Genomic DNA, 20,275 nt, shown 5'->3' with positions numbered 1-20,275 from the left:
TGTAATTTAGAATGCTTTTAAAAAGGTAGATATGAATTTAAATTATAAATCTCTTTCAGGATTTATAGGTGCTGGATATTTCATTATAGGGATTTTGGTAATTGTTTATAACAAATTTATTATTGAAATGGATCCTAAATGGGCTCGTATCTTAGGTGCTTTATTTATTCTATATGGTTTATTCAGAGTATACAGAGCAATAAAGTTTATGAAACAAAAATGAGTAAAATAATTAAGTTTTATAGTGTTGTTTTACTAGCTGCAATTTTAATTAATTGCCATAAGGATATTAAAAAGAAAGAAAATTATAGAAAGGGTAAATTAACGTTAGCTATAGATCCTTCTTTTCTCAATTTAGGGAATGCTTTGGTAGATGTATTTCATTCGAGCTATCCGGAGACACACATATCATTAAAAGCGGAAGTTGAAGATTTAGCCATTGCAGATTTAGTTAATGGTAAGGTGAAAATGGCTATAGTGGGTAGAGATTTAACCCAATCAGAAGCCCAGATTTTATACAATAAAAGAAAAATAAAATGCATTCCCGCTCAAATAGCTTGTGATGCAACTATTTTTATAACTTCTGTTACTAGTGATATTGATAAGATTTATTTAAATGACATACGGCAGAATATTTTTAGTTCAGATAGTAAATTTGTTTTTGATAACGGGAATTCAAGTAATTATAATAATATTTTAAGAAAATTAAATATCCAACAAGATAAAAATAGAAAGTTAATTGCTTTTACCAACTCTAATGATGTTATTGATTTTGTGAGTAATAATAAGTCTCATATAGGAATCATAGGTTTTGATGTCTTGAGTGATCAGTCAGATCCTAAGGTTAAAAATTTATTAAAAAAAGTAAAAATACTACCGGTTGTTGATAGTAATGATAAATTAGTTTTTCCAACTGTACCTAATTTAAGAGAAAATATTTATCCTTTTACTAAACGTGTTTTTTTGCTAAATGCTGAAGGAGACTTTTTAATAGGGAGTAGTTTTGCCCGTTTTTCCGGTTCTCAAAGAGGACAGTTAATAGTTACAAGAGCAGGATTACAACCGTATTATTTATATAAAAGAAGAGTTGAGGTACATTGATGTAATTATAATAAAGTTATAAATCTTTAAATAATCTAATAAAATAATAAGAAAAATAAAAAAGAATAGGATGAATTTTAGAACGAAGCAAATCAGTGCAACATTCACTATTACAGCTATGATGCTTAGCGGTATAGTAACAGCACAAAATATTCAGGAAGGATTGAATTTACTGAATAATGATCAATATAGTAAAGCTCAAAGTGTTTTTGAAAATCTTATTTCACAAAATCCAACTGCTGATAATTATTATTATCTGGGATATTTTTATTTAAAAAATGAAAATCCAAATATTGATTTAGCAATACAAAATTTTAATAAAGGGTTGGAAAAAGATCCTAAATCTTATCTTAATAAAATAGGGTTGGCAGCTGTTAAACTTTATCAAAAAAACAAGTCAGCAGCTAATGCTGATTTTGAATCTATTGCCAAGGATACCAGATATAAAAATCCTGAAGTTTTATTTAAAATTGCAGAGTCTTATGTGTTGTTCAGAAAAAATAAGGATACAATGGATCCTGATAAATCAATTGAGTTTTCAAATAAGCTATTGGAATTAGTAAAAAATAAAGATAAAGCCGAATATTATATTGTATTAGGGAATGCTTATTACGAAAAAGGGGATGCTGGTAAAGCTATGTCAAATTATACAAAAGCATCTGAAATTGCTAATGATAAAGCAGAGGCTTATATGTTAATAGCAAATATATATGGGAGAACATCAAGTGTAGATAAAAGTTTGGTAAATGAAAATTTTAAAAAGGCATTAGCCGCAAATGCTTCATTTGCTCCTACTTATAAGTATTTAACTGATTACAATGTACGAACTCAAAATTATGCGGAAGCTTCTTCAAATTGGAAAAAATATATAGATTTATCAGGACAAAATACAGGAAGTAATTCTATGCATTTAGCTAATATTTATTTTTTCGCAAAAGATTACACTCAGGCATTAACTATTTTAAATCAGTCTTGGAATTCAATAAACGATACAAGTAAAAATAGGCTTAAAGCTAATATTTTACTAGATAAATCCGATTTTTCGGAAGCTTTAGCTGCAATGAATGAGTATATGAAAACTACTCCGGATTCAGAAAAAACAGGTTATGATTATGGCCTTTTAGGTAAGATTCAATATAGCCTTATACCTACAGCTACCGGAGAAGAAAAAAACAAATTAACTAAAGAGGCTATTGTTAATTTAAGTCAGGCACAAAGTAAAGGAGATAAAGCCTTTAATTATATGTCTTTGATAGCCGATTTAAATCCATCAGCTACAGCAGGATCAAACTCATCAGCTCCTACCAATGCAAAAATTGAGTCTTTAAAGAAGGCTGTTGCATCAAATCCTAATGATACTAAATCTTTATATGAATTAGCAACTGAGCAATATACTGTTAATGATTATATAGGTTCAGTAGCTACATGGGATAAACTGATAGCATTGATTCCTGGCTGGGAAAGCTCTTACGCTGGAAAAGGTATGGCATTATATGGATTTGACAGAACCGACCAAAGTGGTTTAGCAGCACAATCATATCAAAAATATATAGATTTGGTTGAACCTAAAAAAGAGTATTCTGATACAGAAAAAGCATATTTATCTATTGCTTATTCTTTTTTTGCATTCAAAGAATATCTAGCAGATAATAAGGAAAAAGCTCAGGAATATATAAATAAAGTGTTAGCTGTAGATCCTCAGAATTCAGATATTCTTAACTTACAAAGTCAGATAAAGTAAATTAATTAAATATTGTAAAGAAAACGATTAAGTTTTAAATTATATAAAAAGACGTTACTAATTGTTAAAGTAACGTCTTTTTTATAAACTGTTATAAATTTTTTGGAAATTATTTATAATTGAACAATTTTATCAAAACATTCTGTAGGTATATTCCATGAACAGCAGGTTGCTTTTTCATTTAAATATCCAATTTTCTTATTTTCAATGTCAAAAAGTCGAACTCCTTTTAAGGATGTTTGAGGTGTGTGATAGATGTGCAGACTTACAGAAATATCGGAAGAATTGTTAATAACTGAATGTATCCCTCCTAAATCTTCAGGAAAAACGGCTCCTTCAGAAGCTATTCCTTCACCTTCATATTCAATAAAATCATTGCTTTCGATGTAACTAATTTCAGTTAAATTACCCTTTAGAACTTTAATAAGTCCATCATAATTTAGATGATCGTGTATTGCCGCTTTATTGTTTATTCCCCACAACATTAAAATTGCACAGCAATTCTCTGAATAAATAGGAAGACGGACATAACTATTATCAGGAACCTGAGAGCTTTTTATATTAAAAGCAGCATCAAAATCTTCAAACTCAAATTTAAATAGTTCTTCAGCTACACTCTTATAATCCGTTTTTTGCGATTTTAGATTTTCAATAGTTTTAAGTAATAATTCACTCTTATTTTCAGCTATTGTTTTCATAAATTAAATTTTGATTACGGGCAAAGATAATAAAAATATATTCTCTCAATATTTAATTCCTATAGATTTAGTAGAAATTAAAAACTTAAGTTCATTAGCGAGACATTGTAATATATCAATAAATATTTTATTATATAAAAACTTCTGTTCTAGAACTTGCTATTATAATAAGAATTATATAAAATAGTAAAATATCAATATTTTACTATTTTTATAGTACCACTAATTACTTTAAACCGTTGACTGTTCCAGGCTCCGGAACCTACACCGCAAGTTATAACTGTTCCTTGAGTATAAGAATCAATGGTTGTTATCTCATTAGGGTTGGGTTGATTAGATACTGTAGATGAAAGTAGTGAATTAATATTATAAGCATTATTAATTCCAATAAATGTTTGAGAACTATAATTTTGATTGGTAGGAGTTATTGTTGTGTTACAGGTAATTTCATATATGCCATCAGCCGGAATTGTATAAGCATAGTTAGTTGTACTGTATCCACTCTGACTGTCTAAATCAACATAATCCATTTTAATTTTATATGGTGTAGAATTATTGGCATCTGTTACATGGTCTGTGGTTTCAGCTGTCGATTGATAAGCTGAAAGAATTACCTGAGGTATTTTTGATGTGCTGATAATCTGGTTTAGCTTTAGATACGTGATTAAATTATCCCATGAAGCAGGTGCGTTATTGGGGTTCCAAACATTTAAACCATTAGTATCAGTATTTGTTGAAAACGCCAATAGATAATTGGCCGGATTCGATATGGTGGTAGCATCAGTATAACTTAATAGATTTACGGTAGGAATAAGAATACCTAAATTTTTATTTTCAGGAAAATCCATATCCAAGATAGTGGATGCATCAGGTAAATTTTCATTTTCAGGCTTAATACTAATAGCGATCTGACCTTTTAAAATATTTAAAGAGAGTCCTAGAAAAATGAAACTATATAGTAAATATGCAGAACTTTTTTTCATGATTAATCTATTTTTTTAATATTAATTGCACCGGATGAAGTATACGAAGCTCCAGTAGATCTAAAAATAGTATAAGTTATTTGATCACCCTGATTAAATTGTCCTAGGTAAACTTTTTTTGTACCTAAATTAGTTAAAGATGAAGCTTGGCTAAATGTAGACTCAGCCACAAGCGTATCGTTAGATTTTATTTTTAATATAAAGTAAGAATTGACTGAGTTTACTGAAGATGCTCTCCAGTTTGCAGATATTTCATATAAACCTGTGGTTGGAATTGTGTAAATATTATTACTTACGGAACCGTTATTTAATACTAAAGTATTCATTTGTAATACTACATCAGTATTAACTGCTGATGTTTGTCCACTGGTTACACCTACAAAATATACTCTTTCAACACCTAAAGAAGCAATGTAATTCGTAACATCATTAGTCGTAGAAAGCTTTTGCCATTTAGTCCCGTTCCATTGAACCAGGCCATCTCCGCTTGTAACATTAGTATTTACCACCAATAAACCGGTTTTAGGATTTGAAACCGGAGAACTTATAGTTAAATCAGATATGTCGATTCTTGGTACAAGGAGCCCCTTGTTTGTAGTTCCTACTTCTAATATGGCAGGAGCCCCGGCTAAACTGTCTCCTATAATAACCTGAGCATTTAAAAGTCCAGCTAAAAACAAAAAAAGAAGAGAAATAAAATTATATTGTTTCATAATTTTAGAATTTTTTAACGTAAAAATATTTGATGCGGGTATCTCCATTTGAAGATAGACTATAAGTTCCGGTACATCTGACAATGTCTCCTTGGCTTAAAGAACCAGAATAAACTGAAACGGGTGTCAGATAAGTCAATATGTAGTCTCTTTGCTTAGTTGATACTACTCTTTTGGTTGTATCTTCAGTACTAGATCCATTTGGATAAAATTGAAGATAAATTGTTGAATTTTCGGAACCCGTGGTTGTTTTTAAAGCCACATCCATTCCACAATAAATACTATATCTGCCTGTTACAGGAACGGTAAAATAACTATCAGTTCCTGTTGTAAACGAGTTTTCTTTATTTAATAAAATAGAAGTTGAAGAAAAGGTGAGCTGTGTCGCTGTATTATTGATGAAAGATTGTGAAATCATTTCATTAGCTATGACATAGGGCTGTTCCAAACCAAAATTTAGAAACGCATCAGGAATATGATCGTTAACCATTAAATTTTGCCAGCTGTTATTTTCATCACTCCAATAATACAAACCTTTGTATAAAGATGATGAGGAGTCTTCTGTAGTATTATATATAATTAAACCATTAACTGCATTAGTGATAGGAGCCTTTGTATCTACGGAAGTTAGTGCTGTCTGAGGAATTGTTATTCCTTTATTGTCAGATGAAATATCTAATAAAGAAGTTGAATCTGGGGAATTGTTACCTATTCCTACTTGAGCATGCATACCAATACTAAAAATTAATAAGCTTTTTATCAAAAATTGGTTTTTTAGTGTCATTATTTTTTAATTAAATGATTAAAACAAAACTTTTGCAAAGTTAATTAGATTTTTTAAATATATATATATTAGTAATAATATTTATTTATAAATGTATCATCATTTTAAATTATTCATTAGGGTAATTGCTAAAATTAATGTGTTTGATAACTCAAATCGATAAGAGATTAAATGAAAAATAATTTAAAAGATCTTTATTTTTTTAATAAAATATTTCCGAATATAATAATTACATATTTTTCCCTAAAAGCATTTAATAACAATGCTTTTGAAGTTTTCTACATTATTAGGAACTAACTGAATTAATTAATACTTATAAACTATTACGTAATAAAAGCTAATGGTTTTAAAAAAGAAAATACACAATAAAATCTAAAAATATTTTAGTATAAACTTATTTATCTTCAGACGTTTTACTTGATAGGGAAGATATCATAGCTAAATTTCTGGCATATTCAGCTTCTTTTTCTTTTCTTTCAATTTCTGCTATCAAACGGGATATTTTCAAATTGTGAGAATTCACTTTACCAGGAATTAAAAATATATCTAAAAAAGTCCAAATTCCCAATCCGCCAAGGGTAATCCAATATAAAATTTGTAAACCGAATTTACCTAAATATGCATAGTGTACGCCAAAGAAAAACCAGCATAAATATGCAGTTCCAGAGGATTTCATTTTAGACATTAAATAGTGTTTGTTCATGGTATTTAAAATTATCCCAAATATAAAATGTATCGTACAATTTCCAAAGAAATTTTTATAATACAATTATCTGCAATTTAATCTAATCGAGTTGTAGGATATAATAAATTAGTATATTTCACTCTTATTTTTACTACTAATTGAAAAAAGACTATACAAGGGTATAGTCTTTTTAATTTAATAATTTATGATATTTTTAATCAGATAATTGAACTGTTTTAGTTTCACCATCAACAATAACTTTAACTAAAGAGTGTTTAGTCAGTGTTTTTATAGATTTATCCCATTTTTTTCCACTTAATCCAGCCTGAGATTTTAAATCAGTTAAATTTAGGGATGAGTTATTGTTTTCTAAAATACTCAGTATGATTTTCTCATCTTCAGATAATTCAATAGATGATGTTTTTTCGGGTTTCATTTGAGGGAAGAATAAAACTTCCTGAATAGATGCATTGTTGGTTAAAAACATAATTAAACGATCCATTCCAATACCTAATCCTGAGGTAGGAGGCATGCCAAATTCCAACGCTCGTAAAAAATCCTGATCTATAAACATTGCTTCATCATCTCCTTTTTCCGATAATTTTAGCTGCTCTTCAAATCGCTCCCGTTGATCAATTGGATCATTTAACTCGGAATAAGCATTTGCGATTTCTTTTCCACAAACCATTAATTCAAATCGTTCGGTTAAATCTGGATTTGAACGATGTATTTTGGTTAAAGGAGACATTTCTTTAGGATAATCGGTAATAAATGTAGGTTGAATAAAATTACCTTCACATTTTTCGCCAAAAATTTCATCGATTAGTTTACCTTTCCCCATAGTTTCATTAACTTCAATACCCATGCCTTTAGCAGCTATCCTTAGTTCTTCTTCAGTTTTTCCTGTAATATCAAAACCGGTATATTTAATAATAGCATCAGTCATAGAAACACGAGGATAAGGTGCTTTAAAATCTATGGTATGTTCGCCGAATGTAGCCTTGGAAGTACCGTTTACTGCAATAGCACAATGTTCAAGCAGCTGTTCTGTGAAGTCCATCATCCAGTTATAATCTTTATAGGCTACATATATTTCCATTGCTGTAAACTCCGGATTATGGGTTCTGTCCATACCTTCATTACGAAAATTTTTAGAAAATTCATAAACTCCGTCAAATCCTCCAACTATAAGTCTTTTTAAATAAAGTTCATTGGCTATTCGTAGATATAAAGGAATATTTAAAGCATTGTGATGAGTGATAAATGGCCTTGCAGCTGCACCACCTGGAATAGATTGCAATATAGGCGTTTCCACTTCAAAGTATCCTCGATCATTGAAAAAATTCCTCATAGCATTGAAAAGACGCGTTCTTTTAACAAAAATATCTTTTACCTGAGGATTTACAACCAAATCAACATATCTCATCCGGTAACGGAGTTCAGGATCATTAAAAGCATCGTGTACATTTCCTTCTTCATCGGTTTTAGGTAAAGGTAAAGGACGTAAAACTTTAGATAAAAGAGTAAAGTCATTTACCATAATGGTTTTTTCACCCATCTTTGTTACAAAAAGTTCGCCTTCAACCCCAATAAAATCTCCTAAATCCAGAAGTTTTTTATAAAAATCGTTATACTTGAATTTATCGTCGTCCGGACATAGAACATCTCTGTTAAAATACAATTGTATTCTACCTTCACTATCCTGAAGTTCAGAAAAACCAGCTTTACCCTGAATACGATTAGACATGATTCTACCGGCAACTCTTACCTTTTCTCCTTCCTTAAAATGCTCCTTTATTTTTTGTGTAGAATGTGTGATTTTGTATTCATCAGCAGGATAAGCTTCAATTCCTGCCTCTTTTAGCTTTTGTAGTTTTTCCCTACGAATTAATTCTTGTTCTGATAGTTGCATATTAACAATTTTGTGGTGCAAATTTACTAATATTCTAGTCTTTTACGGTTAATAATCTTGTTTTTTGTTTCATCGGATGGGATGTAAATCATCTTTTAAGTTACCGTCAGCATCGTATGTCTCTCCAGTGGATAAATAATAGGTTGCCTCATTAGTATCATAGTATACTGATTTGCTAATAACTCTGTTTGGAAATATCTTTTTTATTTTATTTCTACTGTCAATAAGTCCTTCTGTGAAAATTTCCTTATTTTTTTTAAAAAAATACGCATAATGAATTTGAAAAGGGCTTACTTCATCATATTCAGCAGGAATAACGATTTCGCCTACTGTGTTCATAAAACCGAATTTTTTGTCTGTTTTGCCAGAGGAAATAATTGCGTATCCATTGGAAAAAGGACTTTCAAAATTAATTTTAGAAGTGGGGGGGATTTTGATATTTCCGTTATAATCTATATAAAATTTTTCCTTAGTCAATGTTTCTATCATTAATAAGCCATCTTTTCCAAATGTACCTTCAATGTTCCAATCTGGATGAGTTATTATTTTTAACTGTGGGGTGTAAACCACATATTTTTCTTTATTAGGAAATCGGTTATCATCAATTTTAGCATATATATAATTATCTTTTACTTGAATATAGTTATATTTTTCAGAGAATATCTTTTTTCCTTGTAGGTCAAAAACAGATATTTTTTTATCAATTTCAGCTAATATATAATGCTCTGTAATTCTAATGTTTGAATAAAAAGAAGGAAGAATTTCTTCACCATGAATTGTAATTACTCCCTTGAGTATATCTTTGCCGTATGGTTGTACAATTACTAAATGATTTGAATAAATAGCAGGTTCAGCAATTTTATAATTAATTCTTATTAATTCGTTTAAAGACTCATCATATCGATATGTATAAACGAAACCTGATTTTTTACCTATATAAAAATAAGAATTAATTTTTGTTAACGAATCCCACTGCGCAGGAATTTGTACTTCACCTTTTTCATTTTTCAGACCGAATTTTACATTATTACTATCATAAAAGATTTGAAGGTTTATAGTCTGTGAAAACAAGGTCTTATATGTAAATATAAAAAGTATGTATAAAATTATAATTTTCATATTATTCAGCAATCTTAAAAGTAAACAACGTATACTAAGCTATATAGTACTAAAGGTATAAAGATTTAAAGAAAAAGACCGCTAAATTAGCGGTCTTTTTGTTAGATAATATAATTAAAGATTTTATCTTGTAATCTTGATTTGCGAATAAGCTGCACCTGTAGAAGGATCTATAACATCAGTAGCTATATAACCGTTGGCATCTTTAATCGTAATATTTCTTAAATAACTAGTTTTAGCAACACTAAAGAAGCTGATTTTTCTGAAAGGAATACATAAAGTGAAATTGAATCCTTTATCAGTAATGTTTGTAGGAGTCAATTTAACTTTTTTACCCTGTTCTAAAATTCTTCCGTTATCTGCATATACATCATAAGTCATTTCAAGGTCGCCGGTAATTACTTTTCCAGTAAGCGGGTATTTGTAATCTAATGCTGCTGTAAAGCTATAAGAGGTTAATCCATAACAAGGAAATGCAGAATTTTTATATGATCTGAAATTAGAAACGGTAAATGTTTTTGTATAGTTACCTATATTCCATAATTCTTTGTTATTTTTAAATAACTCAGTTGTATATAATGGGATTCCAAAACTTCCAAATGAGAAAACTCCGGAAGAATAGAAATCACCTTTGGAAGCAAATCCAGTCTCGTTAGTTACACTAGCTCCACCTACTGAGAAAGTTTTAAGACCAAAAGTAATAGTTCCGTTAACATCAATTAAATCCGTATTAAATAAAGTTACTTTAGGAATAATAGATATTTTCATATCAGAAGTTAATTCTCCAACTAAATCAGATTTTACAACTGAAGAATTAGTGATAGAATTCTCATAGATAAAATGGCTTGTTTTATTAGGAACACCATTGTAATATGCAAAACCAACTTTTAAATTTCCTGAAGCATTAAATTCAATATTTGAACTTTTGGCAATATTAGCTTCAATTTCAACAGGGAAATTTATTTCATTGATACTTATTTTAGCAGGAATATTTCCTAAAACTTCACCAGCTGGAATAGTAATATCAACTTCTATCTTTTTTAATAATTCTAGCAAATTAGCTGGAACATTTTCAATTAAATTATGAGTGATTTTTTTATTAAAAGCTCCTTCGAATTTATAATAAGGATGCATAGACGTATTTAATTCGTAGTAAGCAACCACTTCATTAGGTAGAATTCGGGAATTACCAAATCCTATTTTCATGTTGAATGTAGAGCTTATAGAAGTATTTGGATTAAGTATCATACCTCCATATTTGTACTCCTGAATAAGATTAAATATATCGAATGTAAATGAATTGCTATAATCTTTAGTAGCTAGTAAAGAACCGGTAGTTCTTGATTGAATAGCTTTTTCAGCCTGTTGGGTATTAACTGATAATTCAATAGATCCGCCATTGAATAAATCTCCTAAATAAGCTTCGGATGTTCCAAGGTTATAATTATTTCCTGAAATTGAAACGGAATTAATTTTTCTTAGATATGAATTTTCTCCTGACTTAACATAAATGATTGTTCCTTCAACCAGCTTTTCTTTAATATCATCACTGGGTGACTGCAGACTAAACGATCCTTGCTGCATACTAGCTTCAGAGCTGGTAAGAGTAGCGTTTTCTGACGAGATTTTTACTAAATCCGGATTTATTTCTAAATCATTCAAAGAGTATTGAACTCCGTCAGAAGCACCAGACTTATTTATTACATCCGTTTTTCCAGAAGCTCCGGAGGATAAAATGTTGCTGGACTCTTCAGTACAAGAAGAAAGAAAGGCAGCAACGGATAGTGTTAAAATTAGATAAATTTTTCGCATAAATTTTTTTTAATTGTGAAATTTTTTACTTAACTAAATTGGGTTAGTTTTATCTTAATTGTGTAAAGGTAAGAATAATATCTTAGTCGTAAAAATCTTTTACTTGATATTTTAGCTCTTATTTCTTTAACTTCGTTGTACTGTTTTGAATACTTAAAATTAAAATATTTGTATGAAGTACTATAATTTTTTTACACTGATATTTTTATTAGTGATTACATCCTGTTCAATGAACACATCAAATACATCGTACTCTAGAGCAACCGTAAGTTGGTACGGGCGTAAGTTTCATGGTAAAAAAACTGCAAGTGGAGAGGTTTACAATATGAGAAAGTTAACAGCAGCTCATAAAACTCTTCCTTTTGGTACCCGAGTGAAAATAATAAATCCGGAAACGCATAAAAAGGTTATTGTCAGGATTACAGATAGAGGGCCTTTCGTTGCAGGTAGAGATTTCGATTTAAGTCGAAAGGCTTTTAAAAAAATTTCTGATCTGAATAAAGGGGTTATTAAAATACAGTATAAAGTAATTAAAAAATAATCTAATAACTTTTTTAAGGAAAAATATGGGAAAGACTCTTATTTTATATAGGGTGTATGTTGTTTTTTTATTAAAATATCGTAGTTTATTTATTTTTTAATAGGGGTATTGTTTTTGTTTTACTTAAAATATGTATTTTTGCCTTGTAAAAATATAGGGTATGAGAAAAAAAATATTAATATCGGTTTTAGTTATCTTAGGTTTGGTAAGTCTTTTTTCCAATTATTTGTTTTCCTCAGATACAACTACACTAACGCTTACACCTGCTAAATTTAATCATGCAGATGTAGCATGGATGTTGGTTGCTTCAGTTTTAGTTTTTTTAATGACACCAGGTGTCGGCTTCTTTTATGGGGGTATGGTAAATAGTAAAAATATAATAAGCACTATTTTTCAGAGTTTTATAGCAATGGTCACTATAACCGTATTATGGTTTATTTTTGGTTTTGGACTTGCTTTCGGCCCTGATTTAGGAGGGATTATAGGTAATCCGATACCCAATATGTTTATGAGAGGAGTAGGTACCGATTCAGCCTGGCCCGGAGCTCCTACAATTCCTATATTGTTATTTGCTTTATTTCAGTTAAAATTTGCAATAATTACTCCCGCATTAATTTCTGGGGGAGTAGCAGAAAGAATACGATTTTGGGGATATTTATTATTTATAATAGTTTTTTCAATATTTATTTATTCACCATTAGCTCACGCTACCTGGCATCCGGAAGGGATTTTGGCAAAAGCCGGAGTTCTGGATTTTGCCGGTGGAACTGTGGTTCATATGAGTTCTGGCTGGGCAGCTTTTGCCGGTGCTATATTTCTGAAAAAAAGAAGAAATACGACATTATCAGCTGCTCAGGTTCCGTACGTAATTTTAGGAGCTAGCTTATTATGGGTGGGCTGGTTTGGTTTTAATGCAGGTTCTTCCTTTGCTGCTAACGGACTCGCAGTGTTAGCTTTTGCTAATACAACAGCAGCATCAGCTGTCGGCGCAATAACCTGGGGATTTCTTGAAAAAATTAATAAGCAAAAGTTAACTTCTGTAGGAGTTTGTGTGGGGGCTGTTGTAGGTTTAGTAGGAATTACTCCCGCAGCAGGTTATGTGTCTATTGGGCATTCATTATTTATTGGTTTGGCAGCAAGTATAGTCAGCTTTTATATGGTTCGTTTATTTCATAAGAAAGGAGTTGATGATACATTGGATGTTTTTCCGTGTCATGGAGTAGGAGGAATGGTTGGAATGTTATTAACCGGAGTGTTTGCAGATAAGTCAATAAACGAAGCTGTACAACACAATGGACTGTTTTATGGGGAAACGACTTTATTCGTTACTCATTTTGTTGCTATGATATTGGTCTCTGCTTTTGCATTTTTTGGTACATTGCTTTTGCTTTATCTGGTAAATAAAATTATACCTTTAAGGGTAGATGCAGACAAAGAGGAATTAGGTTTGGATATATCCCAACATGGTGAAAAGGTGCATCATGGAAATTATCCGGTTCATTAAGCTCTGGGATGCACAAAATACTAAAAAGGATTTCTTAGGAAATCCTTTTTCTTTTAGTAAATTTACACTCAACATCATAGATATGAAGATTGTTAAACAGATTACCGATTATATGTTAGCACTGGCAAGTTTATTTTTGTTAATAATTCCTATGTTAATTATTTATATAATAACTTGTATAAGTACACAAAATAATGGATTGTTTATGCAAAAGAGAATTGGGAAAGGTGGGAAGGAGTTCAATTTATATAAATACAGAACTATGAAAGGACATTATAACACTTTTGTTACAACATCCCAAATGAATATTACACCATGGGGCAAAATATTAAGAAAATATAAGTTAGATGAGCTGCCTCAGATTTTTAATATACTAAAAGGAGAAATGTCATGGGTAGGACCCAGGCCCGATGTTCCTGGGTATGCAGATTTACTTTCCGGGAAATCCAGCATTATTTTAACTGTAAAGCCAGGAATTACCGGTCCGGCACAATTAAAATACAGAAACGAACAGGAAATTTTGTCAAAAGTAAGTGATCCTCAGAAATATAATGATGAAATCCTTTGGAAGGATAAAGTTTTAATTAATATAGATTATATTGAAAACTGGAGTATGGCTAATGATTTTAAATATATATGGCAAACACTTTTTTCGTAAAAATATCATGAGTTTTATATAATAATAGATAGTTATCTTTGTAAATAAAATACAATGATTAAACTGGTTATTTTTGATTTGGATGGAACTTTGTTAAATACAATTGAAGATTTGGCAAATTCAGGTAACTATATTTTAAAAAAATACGGATTTCCTGAGCATCCGGTAGATTCATACCGTTTTTTTGTAGGTAAAGGTGTAGGTAAACTAATTGAAAGAGCATTGCCTGAAGTGAATAGGCAACCAGAGTTTATAGAGCAGCTTAGGCAAGAATTTATAGAATATTACAATTTACATTCTGATGAAAATACAGCACCTTATCCGGGTATAATTTCTATGCTTAAATCATTGGGAAATCAAGGAATAAAGCTGGCGGTTGCTTCGAATAAATATCATTTAGGGACTCAGGCATTAGTTACAAAATATTTTTCTGATATTGCTTTCGATGTTGTGTTGGGGCAACGCGAAGGTGTTCCAGCCAAACCAGATCCTCAGATTGTTTATGATATTATGAAAGAGTCAGGTATTTCTGATGTAAATACAATTTTGTATGTAGGCGATACAGCTACCGATATGAAAACGGCAGCCAGTTCCGGCATCAAGAGCATAGGGGTTCTCTGGGGTTTCAGACCTAAAGAAGAATTAGTTGATAATGGCGCAGTTTTTTTAGTTAAAAAAGCGGAGGATATATTAATAAAAGTAGAAGAATTTTCAGATTAAGTATAAATTATAAGAGAATAAAAAAAGTGAAAAAAAAATTATTAAAATATTAAAAAAAATAGTACTTTTGCATTCCAATTGAAAGGGACACGTAGCTCAATTGGATAGAGCGTCAGATTACGGCTCTGAAGGTTGGGGGTTCGACTCCTCCCGTGTTCACTTAATGAAAAGCACAATCCAAACTATTTAGATTGTGCTTTTTTATTTTTGCCTTTTCTAGTTGAAAGTTAACTCCAATACTTTATTATAGTATAACTTATAATTCTTATTATATATTATATTAATAAGAATAATCTTGCAGATAAACAATAATGAATTAGGTTCAAGATAACTTTAGAAGTTTATTTTTAATGTTTTTAAGTAAAATTAAATTAATATTTGTATATCTATAGTTTCATCTAAATTCATACTCTTAATTGATTCCCTCCAACAACAAATCCATTTTGCCCCTGTAATGTCTTTATATCTGTAATTAAAAAGACCATCATAGGTTGTAAAGCCATTTAAAAATATACTAACATTCGTATCTGTTTTGCCTTGAATAATAGGTATTAAGTCTCTAATACAATAACTGTTTACTATTTGTGTTTACAGTCTTTCTTTGCGTTAAAGCATTTCAAAAAAAAGAATTTAGCCTTTAGCTCTGCAACGTTTAATGCCTCAGACTCTTCTTGCTTTAAAATAGCTCTCGTAAAGTTCAATCCAAACATTAATCAAAGGACTTTCCAATTCACAGATCTTAGCAATACGCTTTATGAAAACTTAATAAAACTTATTGATTGTTGAACTAGAAACCTTAATTAAAATAGCTGTCTTTTTTAGCTTCAATATTTAGGCTGAAAAAACGAATAATGATTCTGTTTTATGTTCTGAAATATAGGTACTTTTTTTAATGCTTGTTTTTCATTGAGGAAAAGATAATTAGAAAAAATTTATTCATCTAAAGTTATCTTTAACCATGATTTAAGTGTTTTTTTTATAAATAAAAAAACCAAATTAGTGTATTTATTGTTTTTAATTTATATTTGTAATATAAATTTTTATATTTTGTTCTTATTAATTAAAAAAAATAGATTTAAAATTATTGCTTATGAAAAATAAACTACTACTATTTTTGTTTGTTTTACAAAGTGCTTTTGCTTTTGGAAAACAAATACCCATTGATGAAGCTATTTTAATTGCTCAAAAACATCAAAGTCAGTCAGGTACATCCTTATCTAAATTATCAATACCTGTACAGCTAGTAAAAACCGTACAGGGCAATATAAATCAAAAAAGTACAAGAGAGCCTTCCAATCTTTATTATATATTTAATAAAGGATACAACAACGGCTATGTCATTGTAGCAGCAGATGATGTATCTGTGCCTGTTATTGGATATACTACAGAAGGAACATATGATGAATCGCTTCTCCCGCCTAATTATTTAGGATGGATAGAGAGTGTTGAGCAAGGAATTGAACGAGCTATCTTAGAAGGAAAAGAAGCATCAGATAAGGTAAAAAGACAATGGACTACTTTTAGTAATAGCAAGAATCTGGCTACCTATAGTTTATACAATACTGTTACCCCTTTGATAAAAACAAAATGGGATCAACTAGCTCCGTATTATAATTCTATTCCTGTAAAAGATGCTAACGGAAACTCGGCTCTTACGGGTTGCATAGTAACAGCTATGGCACAGATATTAAAATATTATGAATTTCCTAAAAAGGGATATAAGATTATTCCAGGCTATCGTATCGATTATCTTAATATAACGATGCCTTCAATTGATATAACTCAACATGTTTACGATTGGGATAATATGCTTAATATATATAAAGGAAATAGTAGTAATCCTAATCAGAATAAAGCTGTAGCCGATTTAATGTATCATTGTGGAGTTGCGGTGCAAATGGGGTATGGCTTTGCAGCAAGTGCTTCTGTAAGTGAGCTGCTACCTAATGCATTTACATACTTTGGATATACAACTTCTAAACTGATATATAGAGATAATTTTTCAGATGAAGCATGGTCTCAAATTTTAATAAACTCATTTGAAAATAGACAACCTGTTTATTATGCAGGAGGAGGACATGCTTTTATTTGTGATGGGTATGATTCGGATGGATTATTTCATTTTAATTGGGGGTGGAGCGGTTCAGCAGATGGGTACTATTCCATTGATGCTATACTATATGCAAAAAATGAGAGTATGTTGTATGAAATTAAACCTAAGATATACTCAGTTTATCACAGAGATGATAAGGAGGAACTAAGAAAAATCATGAGCCAAGGTGATAATTACTTAACTCTAGGTCTTAGTGTTGCAGATACACTTAAATGGAGAAGTAGTGAAGAATGGGTAACCAAAGTAAAAGGAGTTACTTGGAAAGAAGGGAGCGAAGGAAAAAGAATATCTAAATTAAATTGGACGGAAGGAACTCCTAAGTTATCAGGTTCTATTAATTTAGAACCGTTTGCAGAAGTTGAAGAAGTATTAACAGGGCATAATAATATTTCCTCTCTGACTATTCAAAATACGAAGTTAAAACATATAGATACAGGGCATAATAACATATCTACTTTAAATGTGGGAAATTGCTTGGTGTTAAATACGTTATTAATTGATTATAATGAACTTAAAGAATTAAATATTTCCAATTGTAGTTTAATAGATTTCTTGTTGTGTAATAATAATAAACTAAAATTTTCGGCACTGCCGTTAAAAAATATATCTATAATTGCGTATGCTAATCAGAATAAAGATCTAATAACAATAATTGCAGGTAAAACAATAGATTTAAGCAAAGAATATAACATTGATAATCATATAACAAGTTACAAATGGTATGCTCAGGATGGAAAAGAAATTAGCTTATCTACAGCAGGAAATGGTAAATTTATAGCAGATGCTAAGTATGCCAATACTACCCTAACTTGTAAAATGATTAATAGTAGATTTCCTGAACTTATTTTAGAGAGTTCTTATTTCATTACAGCAGATTCTACGTATAATGAAGAAGATAAAGAAGGTTTAAGACAGTTTTTACAACAGGGAGATAATTTTTATAAGCTAGGATTATCCGCATCAGATAAAGATAATTGGGAAGGTTCTGAAGAATGGGTAGATAAGGTAAACGGGATTACATGGATAGATACCAACCAAGGGAAAAGAATATTTATAATAAGTTGGGCAAGTAAAAATTTAACAGGAACTCTGAATGTTTCCAAATTCAAAGAAATCTGGGGACTTTTTATTCAACAAAATCAAATAAATGGATTAATTGCCTTAAAAAATCAAAAATTAGAATATTTAGATGCCGGTTCTAGTAAGTTATCAACCTTACGTATTGAAGATTGTACGAAACTGATAAGTCTGCTTGTTCATGTGAATGAACTTACAGAACTACATGTTTCAGATTATAAATTATTAAAGAATTTTTTCTGCAACGGAAATAAACTGAAATTCTCCGATTTACCATTGGAAAATATTTCAAATTTTCAATACAGTGATCAGGCTAAAATAGATGGTGGTTCTATAGGTGGTGGTCAAATCGTAGATTTAAGTAAAGAATATAACATAGATAGCCATATAACAAGTTATAAATGGTATGCTCAGGATGGAAAAGAAATTAGCTTATCTGCTGTAGGAAATGGTAAATTTACGGCAGATACTAAGTATCTTAATACAACCTTAACCTGTAAAATGACCAATAGTAGATTCCCGAATCTTAAGTTGGAATATTCAGTTAAAGTTATTGGTGTATACAATGAAGAAGATAAGGAAGGTTTAAGACAGTTTTTACAACAGAAAGATAATTTTTCAAAGGTAGGGTTATCTACAATAGATAAAAACAATTGGAATAGTTCAGAAGAATGGGTAGCTAAGGTAATTGGAATTAAATGGAAAGATACAGACCAGGGAAAAAGAATACATGAGATAAGCTGGTATGGTAAAGGATTAACAGGAGCTCTGGATATTACCAAATTCAAAGGAATCTGGGGTCTTTTTATTGTCGCAAATCAGATTGATGGATTAATAGCCACACAAAATCAAACATTAGAATATATAGATGCCGGAGTTAATAAGTTAACAACCTTACGTATTAATGATTGTTCTAAACTGAAAAGTTTACTTGTTCATGGAAGTGAACTCTCAGAACTAAACGTTTCAAGCTATAAATTATTTGAGAACTTTTTCTGTTATGGAAATAAACTAAGATTTTCCGATTTGCCATTGGAAAATATTTCATGGATGCTTTACAATAATCAGGCTAAAATAAACGGAGGTACTTTAGAGGTGAGTCAAATCATTGACCTGAGCAAAGAATACAATATTGATAACCATATAACAAGTTATAAATGGTATACCCAGAATGGTAAAGAAATTAACTTATCTGTTGCAGGAAATGGTAAATTTATGGCAGATGCTAAGTATGCAAATACTACCTTAACCTGTAAAATGACTAATAGCAGATTCCCTAATCTAATTTTGGAATATATAGTTAGAGTTACTAGAATGCAGGCTAAGTCTTATTTAGATGAGGTATATACCACTGATATATCTGTCTACCCTAATCCAACAGCAGATGTTTTATATTTTAATACTACTGATAAGGTTGATAAGGTAAATATTTATAGTCTTGATGGAAAAATGATTAAGCAAATCAGTGATGTACATAATAATAAAATTGATGTACAGTTTCTTTCTTCAGGTGTTTATATAATTATTATTGACATTAATTCGGAACATTTAATGAAAAGATTTACTAAGATATAATATTATATCCTATTGATAAAATAATAGTTTATCTCGTATAGATTTCAAACTAACTAGTAAACGATATATTGAAAATTATAAAGGATGTGATTTAAATTGTTATCATATTATAATTGATTTGATACAATTTAAGTAAAAAATGTAAGTTATATAGTAAGAATAAACTTTACCTTATGATTATACTACTATTTTTTTTAAGCTTTTTAACACCTCCTTTGTTTGTTGTACTTGCTAGTTTATATTCTTACAGACTAATTATCAAAAAAAAAATAAATTACAAAAATGTACTACTTTTAGCTATAGTTGCAACAATAATATCTTTAATATTATATTTATATATCGTCAATGAAACTAAAAATGATGGAGGTATTTGGCCGGGAGTAAGATATAATGTCTTTAGTAGCTTATTCTTAATAAATATTCCGGGTGTACTAATGCTTATTAATTATTATCGTTTTCTAAAAAATCGTTCTAAGACACTTAATTTATTTATTTTTTCTGTTCTAATGATTTTAGTTTCAACCATTCTTATAATTAGC

The 20,275-nt window shown here is 30.0% G+C and carries 16 protein-coding genes and 1 tRNA gene; 9 read left to right on the top strand and 8 right to left on the bottom strand.

Annotated features, from left to right (window positions below; all coding sequences use genetic code 11):
* Positions 1–31 precede the first annotated feature (31 nt).
* From EQ921_RS06140 to EQ921_RS06130, 3 genes are all read left to right on the top strand, one after another.
* Positions 32–223 carry a C4-dicarboxylate ABC transporter gene (locus EQ921_RS06140; RefSeq protein WP_128330992.1) on the top strand — a complete coding sequence of 64 codons (192 nt, stop codon included), beginning with the start codon at positions 32–34 and terminating at the stop codon, positions 221–223.
* The gene (locus EQ921_RS06135) at positions 220–1,101 is read left to right on the top strand and encodes a PstS family phosphate ABC transporter substrate-binding protein (protein WP_164875597.1); all 882 of its coding nucleotides are present in this window, start codon (positions 220–222) and stop codon (positions 1,099–1,101) included. The genes EQ921_RS06140 and EQ921_RS06135 overlap by 4 nt, the downstream gene beginning before the upstream one ends.
* A 70-nt stretch (positions 1,102–1,171) precedes the next feature.
* Positions 1,172–2,842, top strand: coding sequence for a tetratricopeptide repeat protein (locus tag EQ921_RS06130; RefSeq protein ID WP_128330990.1), 1,671 nt, complete (start codon positions 1,172–1,174; stop codon positions 2,840–2,842).
* 113 nt (positions 2,843–2,955) lie between these two features.
* On the opposite strand, the gene EQ921_RS06125 is transcribed toward EQ921_RS06130, so the two are convergent.
* The 8 genes from EQ921_RS06125 to EQ921_RS06090 all read right to left on the bottom strand — a co-directional run bounded on the left by EQ921_RS06125 (position 2,956) and on the right by EQ921_RS06090 (position 11,548).
* Positions 2,956–3,540 carry a cysteine dioxygenase family protein gene (locus tag EQ921_RS06125; RefSeq protein ID WP_128330989.1) on the bottom strand — a complete coding sequence of 195 codons (585 nt, stop codon included), beginning with the start codon at positions 3,538–3,540 and terminating at the stop codon, positions 2,956–2,958.
* A gap of 194 nt (positions 3,541–3,734) precedes the next feature.
* A complete protein-coding gene (locus EQ921_RS06120) occupies positions 3,735–4,523 on the bottom strand; it encodes a hypothetical protein (protein ID WP_128330988.1) in 789 nt (262 codons plus the stop codon).
* Positions 4,524–4,525: 2 nt separating this feature from the next.
* Positions 4,526–5,236, bottom strand: a complete 711-nt coding sequence (locus EQ921_RS06115; RefSeq protein ID WP_128330987.1) for a hypothetical protein — start codon at positions 5,234–5,236, stop codon at positions 4,526–4,528.
* A gap of 4 nt (positions 5,237–5,240) precedes the next feature.
* Complete coding sequence (locus EQ921_RS06110; RefSeq protein WP_128330986.1) at positions 5,241–5,999, bottom strand: hypothetical protein; 759 nt, start codon at positions 5,997–5,999, stop codon at positions 5,241–5,243.
* A gap of 415 nt (positions 6,000–6,414) precedes the next feature.
* Positions 6,415–6,723 (bottom strand): TM2 domain-containing protein, encoded by a 309-nt coding sequence (locus EQ921_RS06105; RefSeq protein WP_128330985.1) that lies wholly within the window; start codon positions 6,721–6,723, stop codon positions 6,415–6,417.
* Positions 6,724–6,919: 196 nt separating this feature from the next.
* On the bottom strand, positions 6,920–8,617 hold the full coding sequence (lysS, locus tag EQ921_RS06100) for a lysine--tRNA ligase (RefSeq protein ID WP_128330984.1): 1,698 nt from the start codon (positions 8,615–8,617) through the stop codon (positions 6,920–6,922).
* A gap of 69 nt (positions 8,618–8,686) precedes the next feature.
* Positions 8,687–9,736, bottom strand: a complete 1,050-nt coding sequence (locus EQ921_RS06095; RefSeq protein WP_128330983.1) for a WG repeat-containing protein — start codon at positions 9,734–9,736, stop codon at positions 8,687–8,689.
* A gap of 123 nt (positions 9,737–9,859) precedes the next feature.
* Complete coding sequence (locus EQ921_RS06090; protein WP_128330982.1) at positions 9,860–11,548, bottom strand: hypothetical protein; 1,689 nt, start codon at positions 11,546–11,548, stop codon at positions 9,860–9,862.
* A 172-nt stretch (positions 11,549–11,720) separates the two neighbouring features.
* On the opposite strand from EQ921_RS06090, the gene EQ921_RS06085 reads away from it, so the two are divergent.
* From EQ921_RS06085 to EQ921_RS06060, 6 genes are all read left to right on the top strand, one after another.
* Complete coding sequence (locus tag EQ921_RS06085) at positions 11,721–12,089, top strand: septal ring lytic transglycosylase RlpA family protein (protein WP_128148623.1); 369 nt, start codon at positions 11,721–11,723, stop codon at positions 12,087–12,089.
* 160 nt (positions 12,090–12,249) lie between these two features.
* Complete coding sequence (locus EQ921_RS06080) at positions 12,250–13,593, top strand: ammonium transporter (RefSeq protein ID WP_128330981.1); 1,344 nt, start codon at positions 12,250–12,252, stop codon at positions 13,591–13,593.
* The gene (locus EQ921_RS06075; protein ID WP_228427650.1) at positions 13,571–14,251 is read left to right on the top strand and encodes a sugar transferase; all 681 of its coding nucleotides are present in this window, start codon (positions 13,571–13,573) and stop codon (positions 14,249–14,251) included. Before EQ921_RS06080 ends, EQ921_RS06075 begins: the two co-directional genes overlap by 23 nt.
* Before the next feature lie 54 nt (positions 14,252–14,305).
* Positions 14,306–14,971 carry an HAD family hydrolase gene (locus EQ921_RS06070; protein WP_128330980.1) on the top strand — a complete coding sequence of 222 codons (666 nt, stop codon included), beginning with the start codon at positions 14,306–14,308 and terminating at the stop codon, positions 14,969–14,971.
* An 85-nt stretch (positions 14,972–15,056) separates the two neighbouring features.
* Positions 15,057–15,130: transfer RNA gene (locus EQ921_RS06065), tRNA-Arg, on the top strand.
* A gap of 931 nt (positions 15,131–16,061) precedes the next feature.
* Positions 16,062–19,736 carry a thiol protease/hemagglutinin PrtT gene (locus tag EQ921_RS06060; protein ID WP_128330979.1) on the top strand — a complete coding sequence of 1,225 codons (3,675 nt, stop codon included), beginning with the start codon at positions 16,062–16,064 and terminating at the stop codon, positions 19,734–19,736.
* Positions 19,737–20,275: the final 539 nt, after the last annotated feature.

Origin of the sequence: Apibacter sp. HY039 (assembly GCF_004023655.1) — a bacterium.
Taxonomy (GTDB): Bacteria; Bacteroidota; Bacteroidia; order Flavobacteriales; family Weeksellaceae; genus Apibacter; species Apibacter raozihei.
The sequence above is the reverse complement of the archived record's forward strand: the minus strand, read 5'-3'. Positions and strand labels throughout refer to the sequence as shown.

Bases quoted from the DNA above. Each gene is read 5' to 3' on its own strand.
- EQ921_RS06140 (WP_128330992.1), top strand. From the start codon at position 32: ATGAATTTAAATTATAAATCTCTTTCAGGATTTATAGGTGCTGGATAT.
- EQ921_RS06105 (WP_128330985.1), bottom strand. From the start codon at position 6,723: ATGAACAAACACTATTTAATGTCTAAAATGAAATCCTCTGGAACTGCA.
- lysS (WP_128330984.1), bottom strand. From the start codon at position 8,617: ATGCAACTATCAGAACAAGAATTAATTCGTAGGGAAAAACTACAAAAG.
- EQ921_RS06095 (WP_128330983.1), bottom strand. From the start codon at position 9,736: ATGAAAATTATAATTTTATACATACTTTTTATATTTACATATAAGACC.
- EQ921_RS06075 (WP_228427650.1), top strand. From the start codon at position 13,571: ATGGAAATTATCCGGTTCATTAAGCTCTGGGATGCACAAAATACTAAA.
- EQ921_RS06120 (WP_128330988.1), bottom strand. From the start codon at position 4,523: ATGAAAAAAAGTTCTGCATATTTACTATATAGTTTCATTTTTCTAGGA.
- EQ921_RS06125 (WP_128330989.1), bottom strand. From the start codon at position 3,540: ATGAAAACAATAGCTGAAAATAAGAGTGAATTATTACTTAAAACTATT.
- EQ921_RS06060 (WP_128330979.1), top strand. From the start codon at position 16,062: ATGAAAAATAAACTACTACTATTTTTGTTTGTTTTACAAAGTGCTTTT.
- EQ921_RS06080 (WP_128330981.1), top strand. From the start codon at position 12,250: ATGAGAAAAAAAATATTAATATCGGTTTTAGTTATCTTAGGTTTGGTA.
- EQ921_RS06070 (WP_128330980.1), top strand. From the start codon at position 14,306: ATGATTAAACTGGTTATTTTTGATTTGGATGGAACTTTGTTAAATACA.
- EQ921_RS06085 (WP_128148623.1), top strand. From the start codon at position 11,721: ATGAAGTACTATAATTTTTTTACACTGATATTTTTATTAGTGATTACA.
- EQ921_RS06130 (WP_128330990.1), top strand. From the start codon at position 1,172: ATGAATTTTAGAACGAAGCAAATCAGTGCAACATTCACTATTACAGCT.
- EQ921_RS06135 (WP_164875597.1), top strand. From the start codon at position 220: ATGAGTAAAATAATTAAGTTTTATAGTGTTGTTTTACTAGCTGCAATT.
- EQ921_RS06090 (WP_128330982.1), bottom strand. From the start codon at position 11,548: ATGCGAAAAATTTATCTAATTTTAACACTATCCGTTGCTGCCTTTCTT.
- EQ921_RS06115 (WP_128330987.1), bottom strand. From the start codon at position 5,236: ATGAAACAATATAATTTTATTTCTCTTCTTTTTTTGTTTTTAGCTGGA.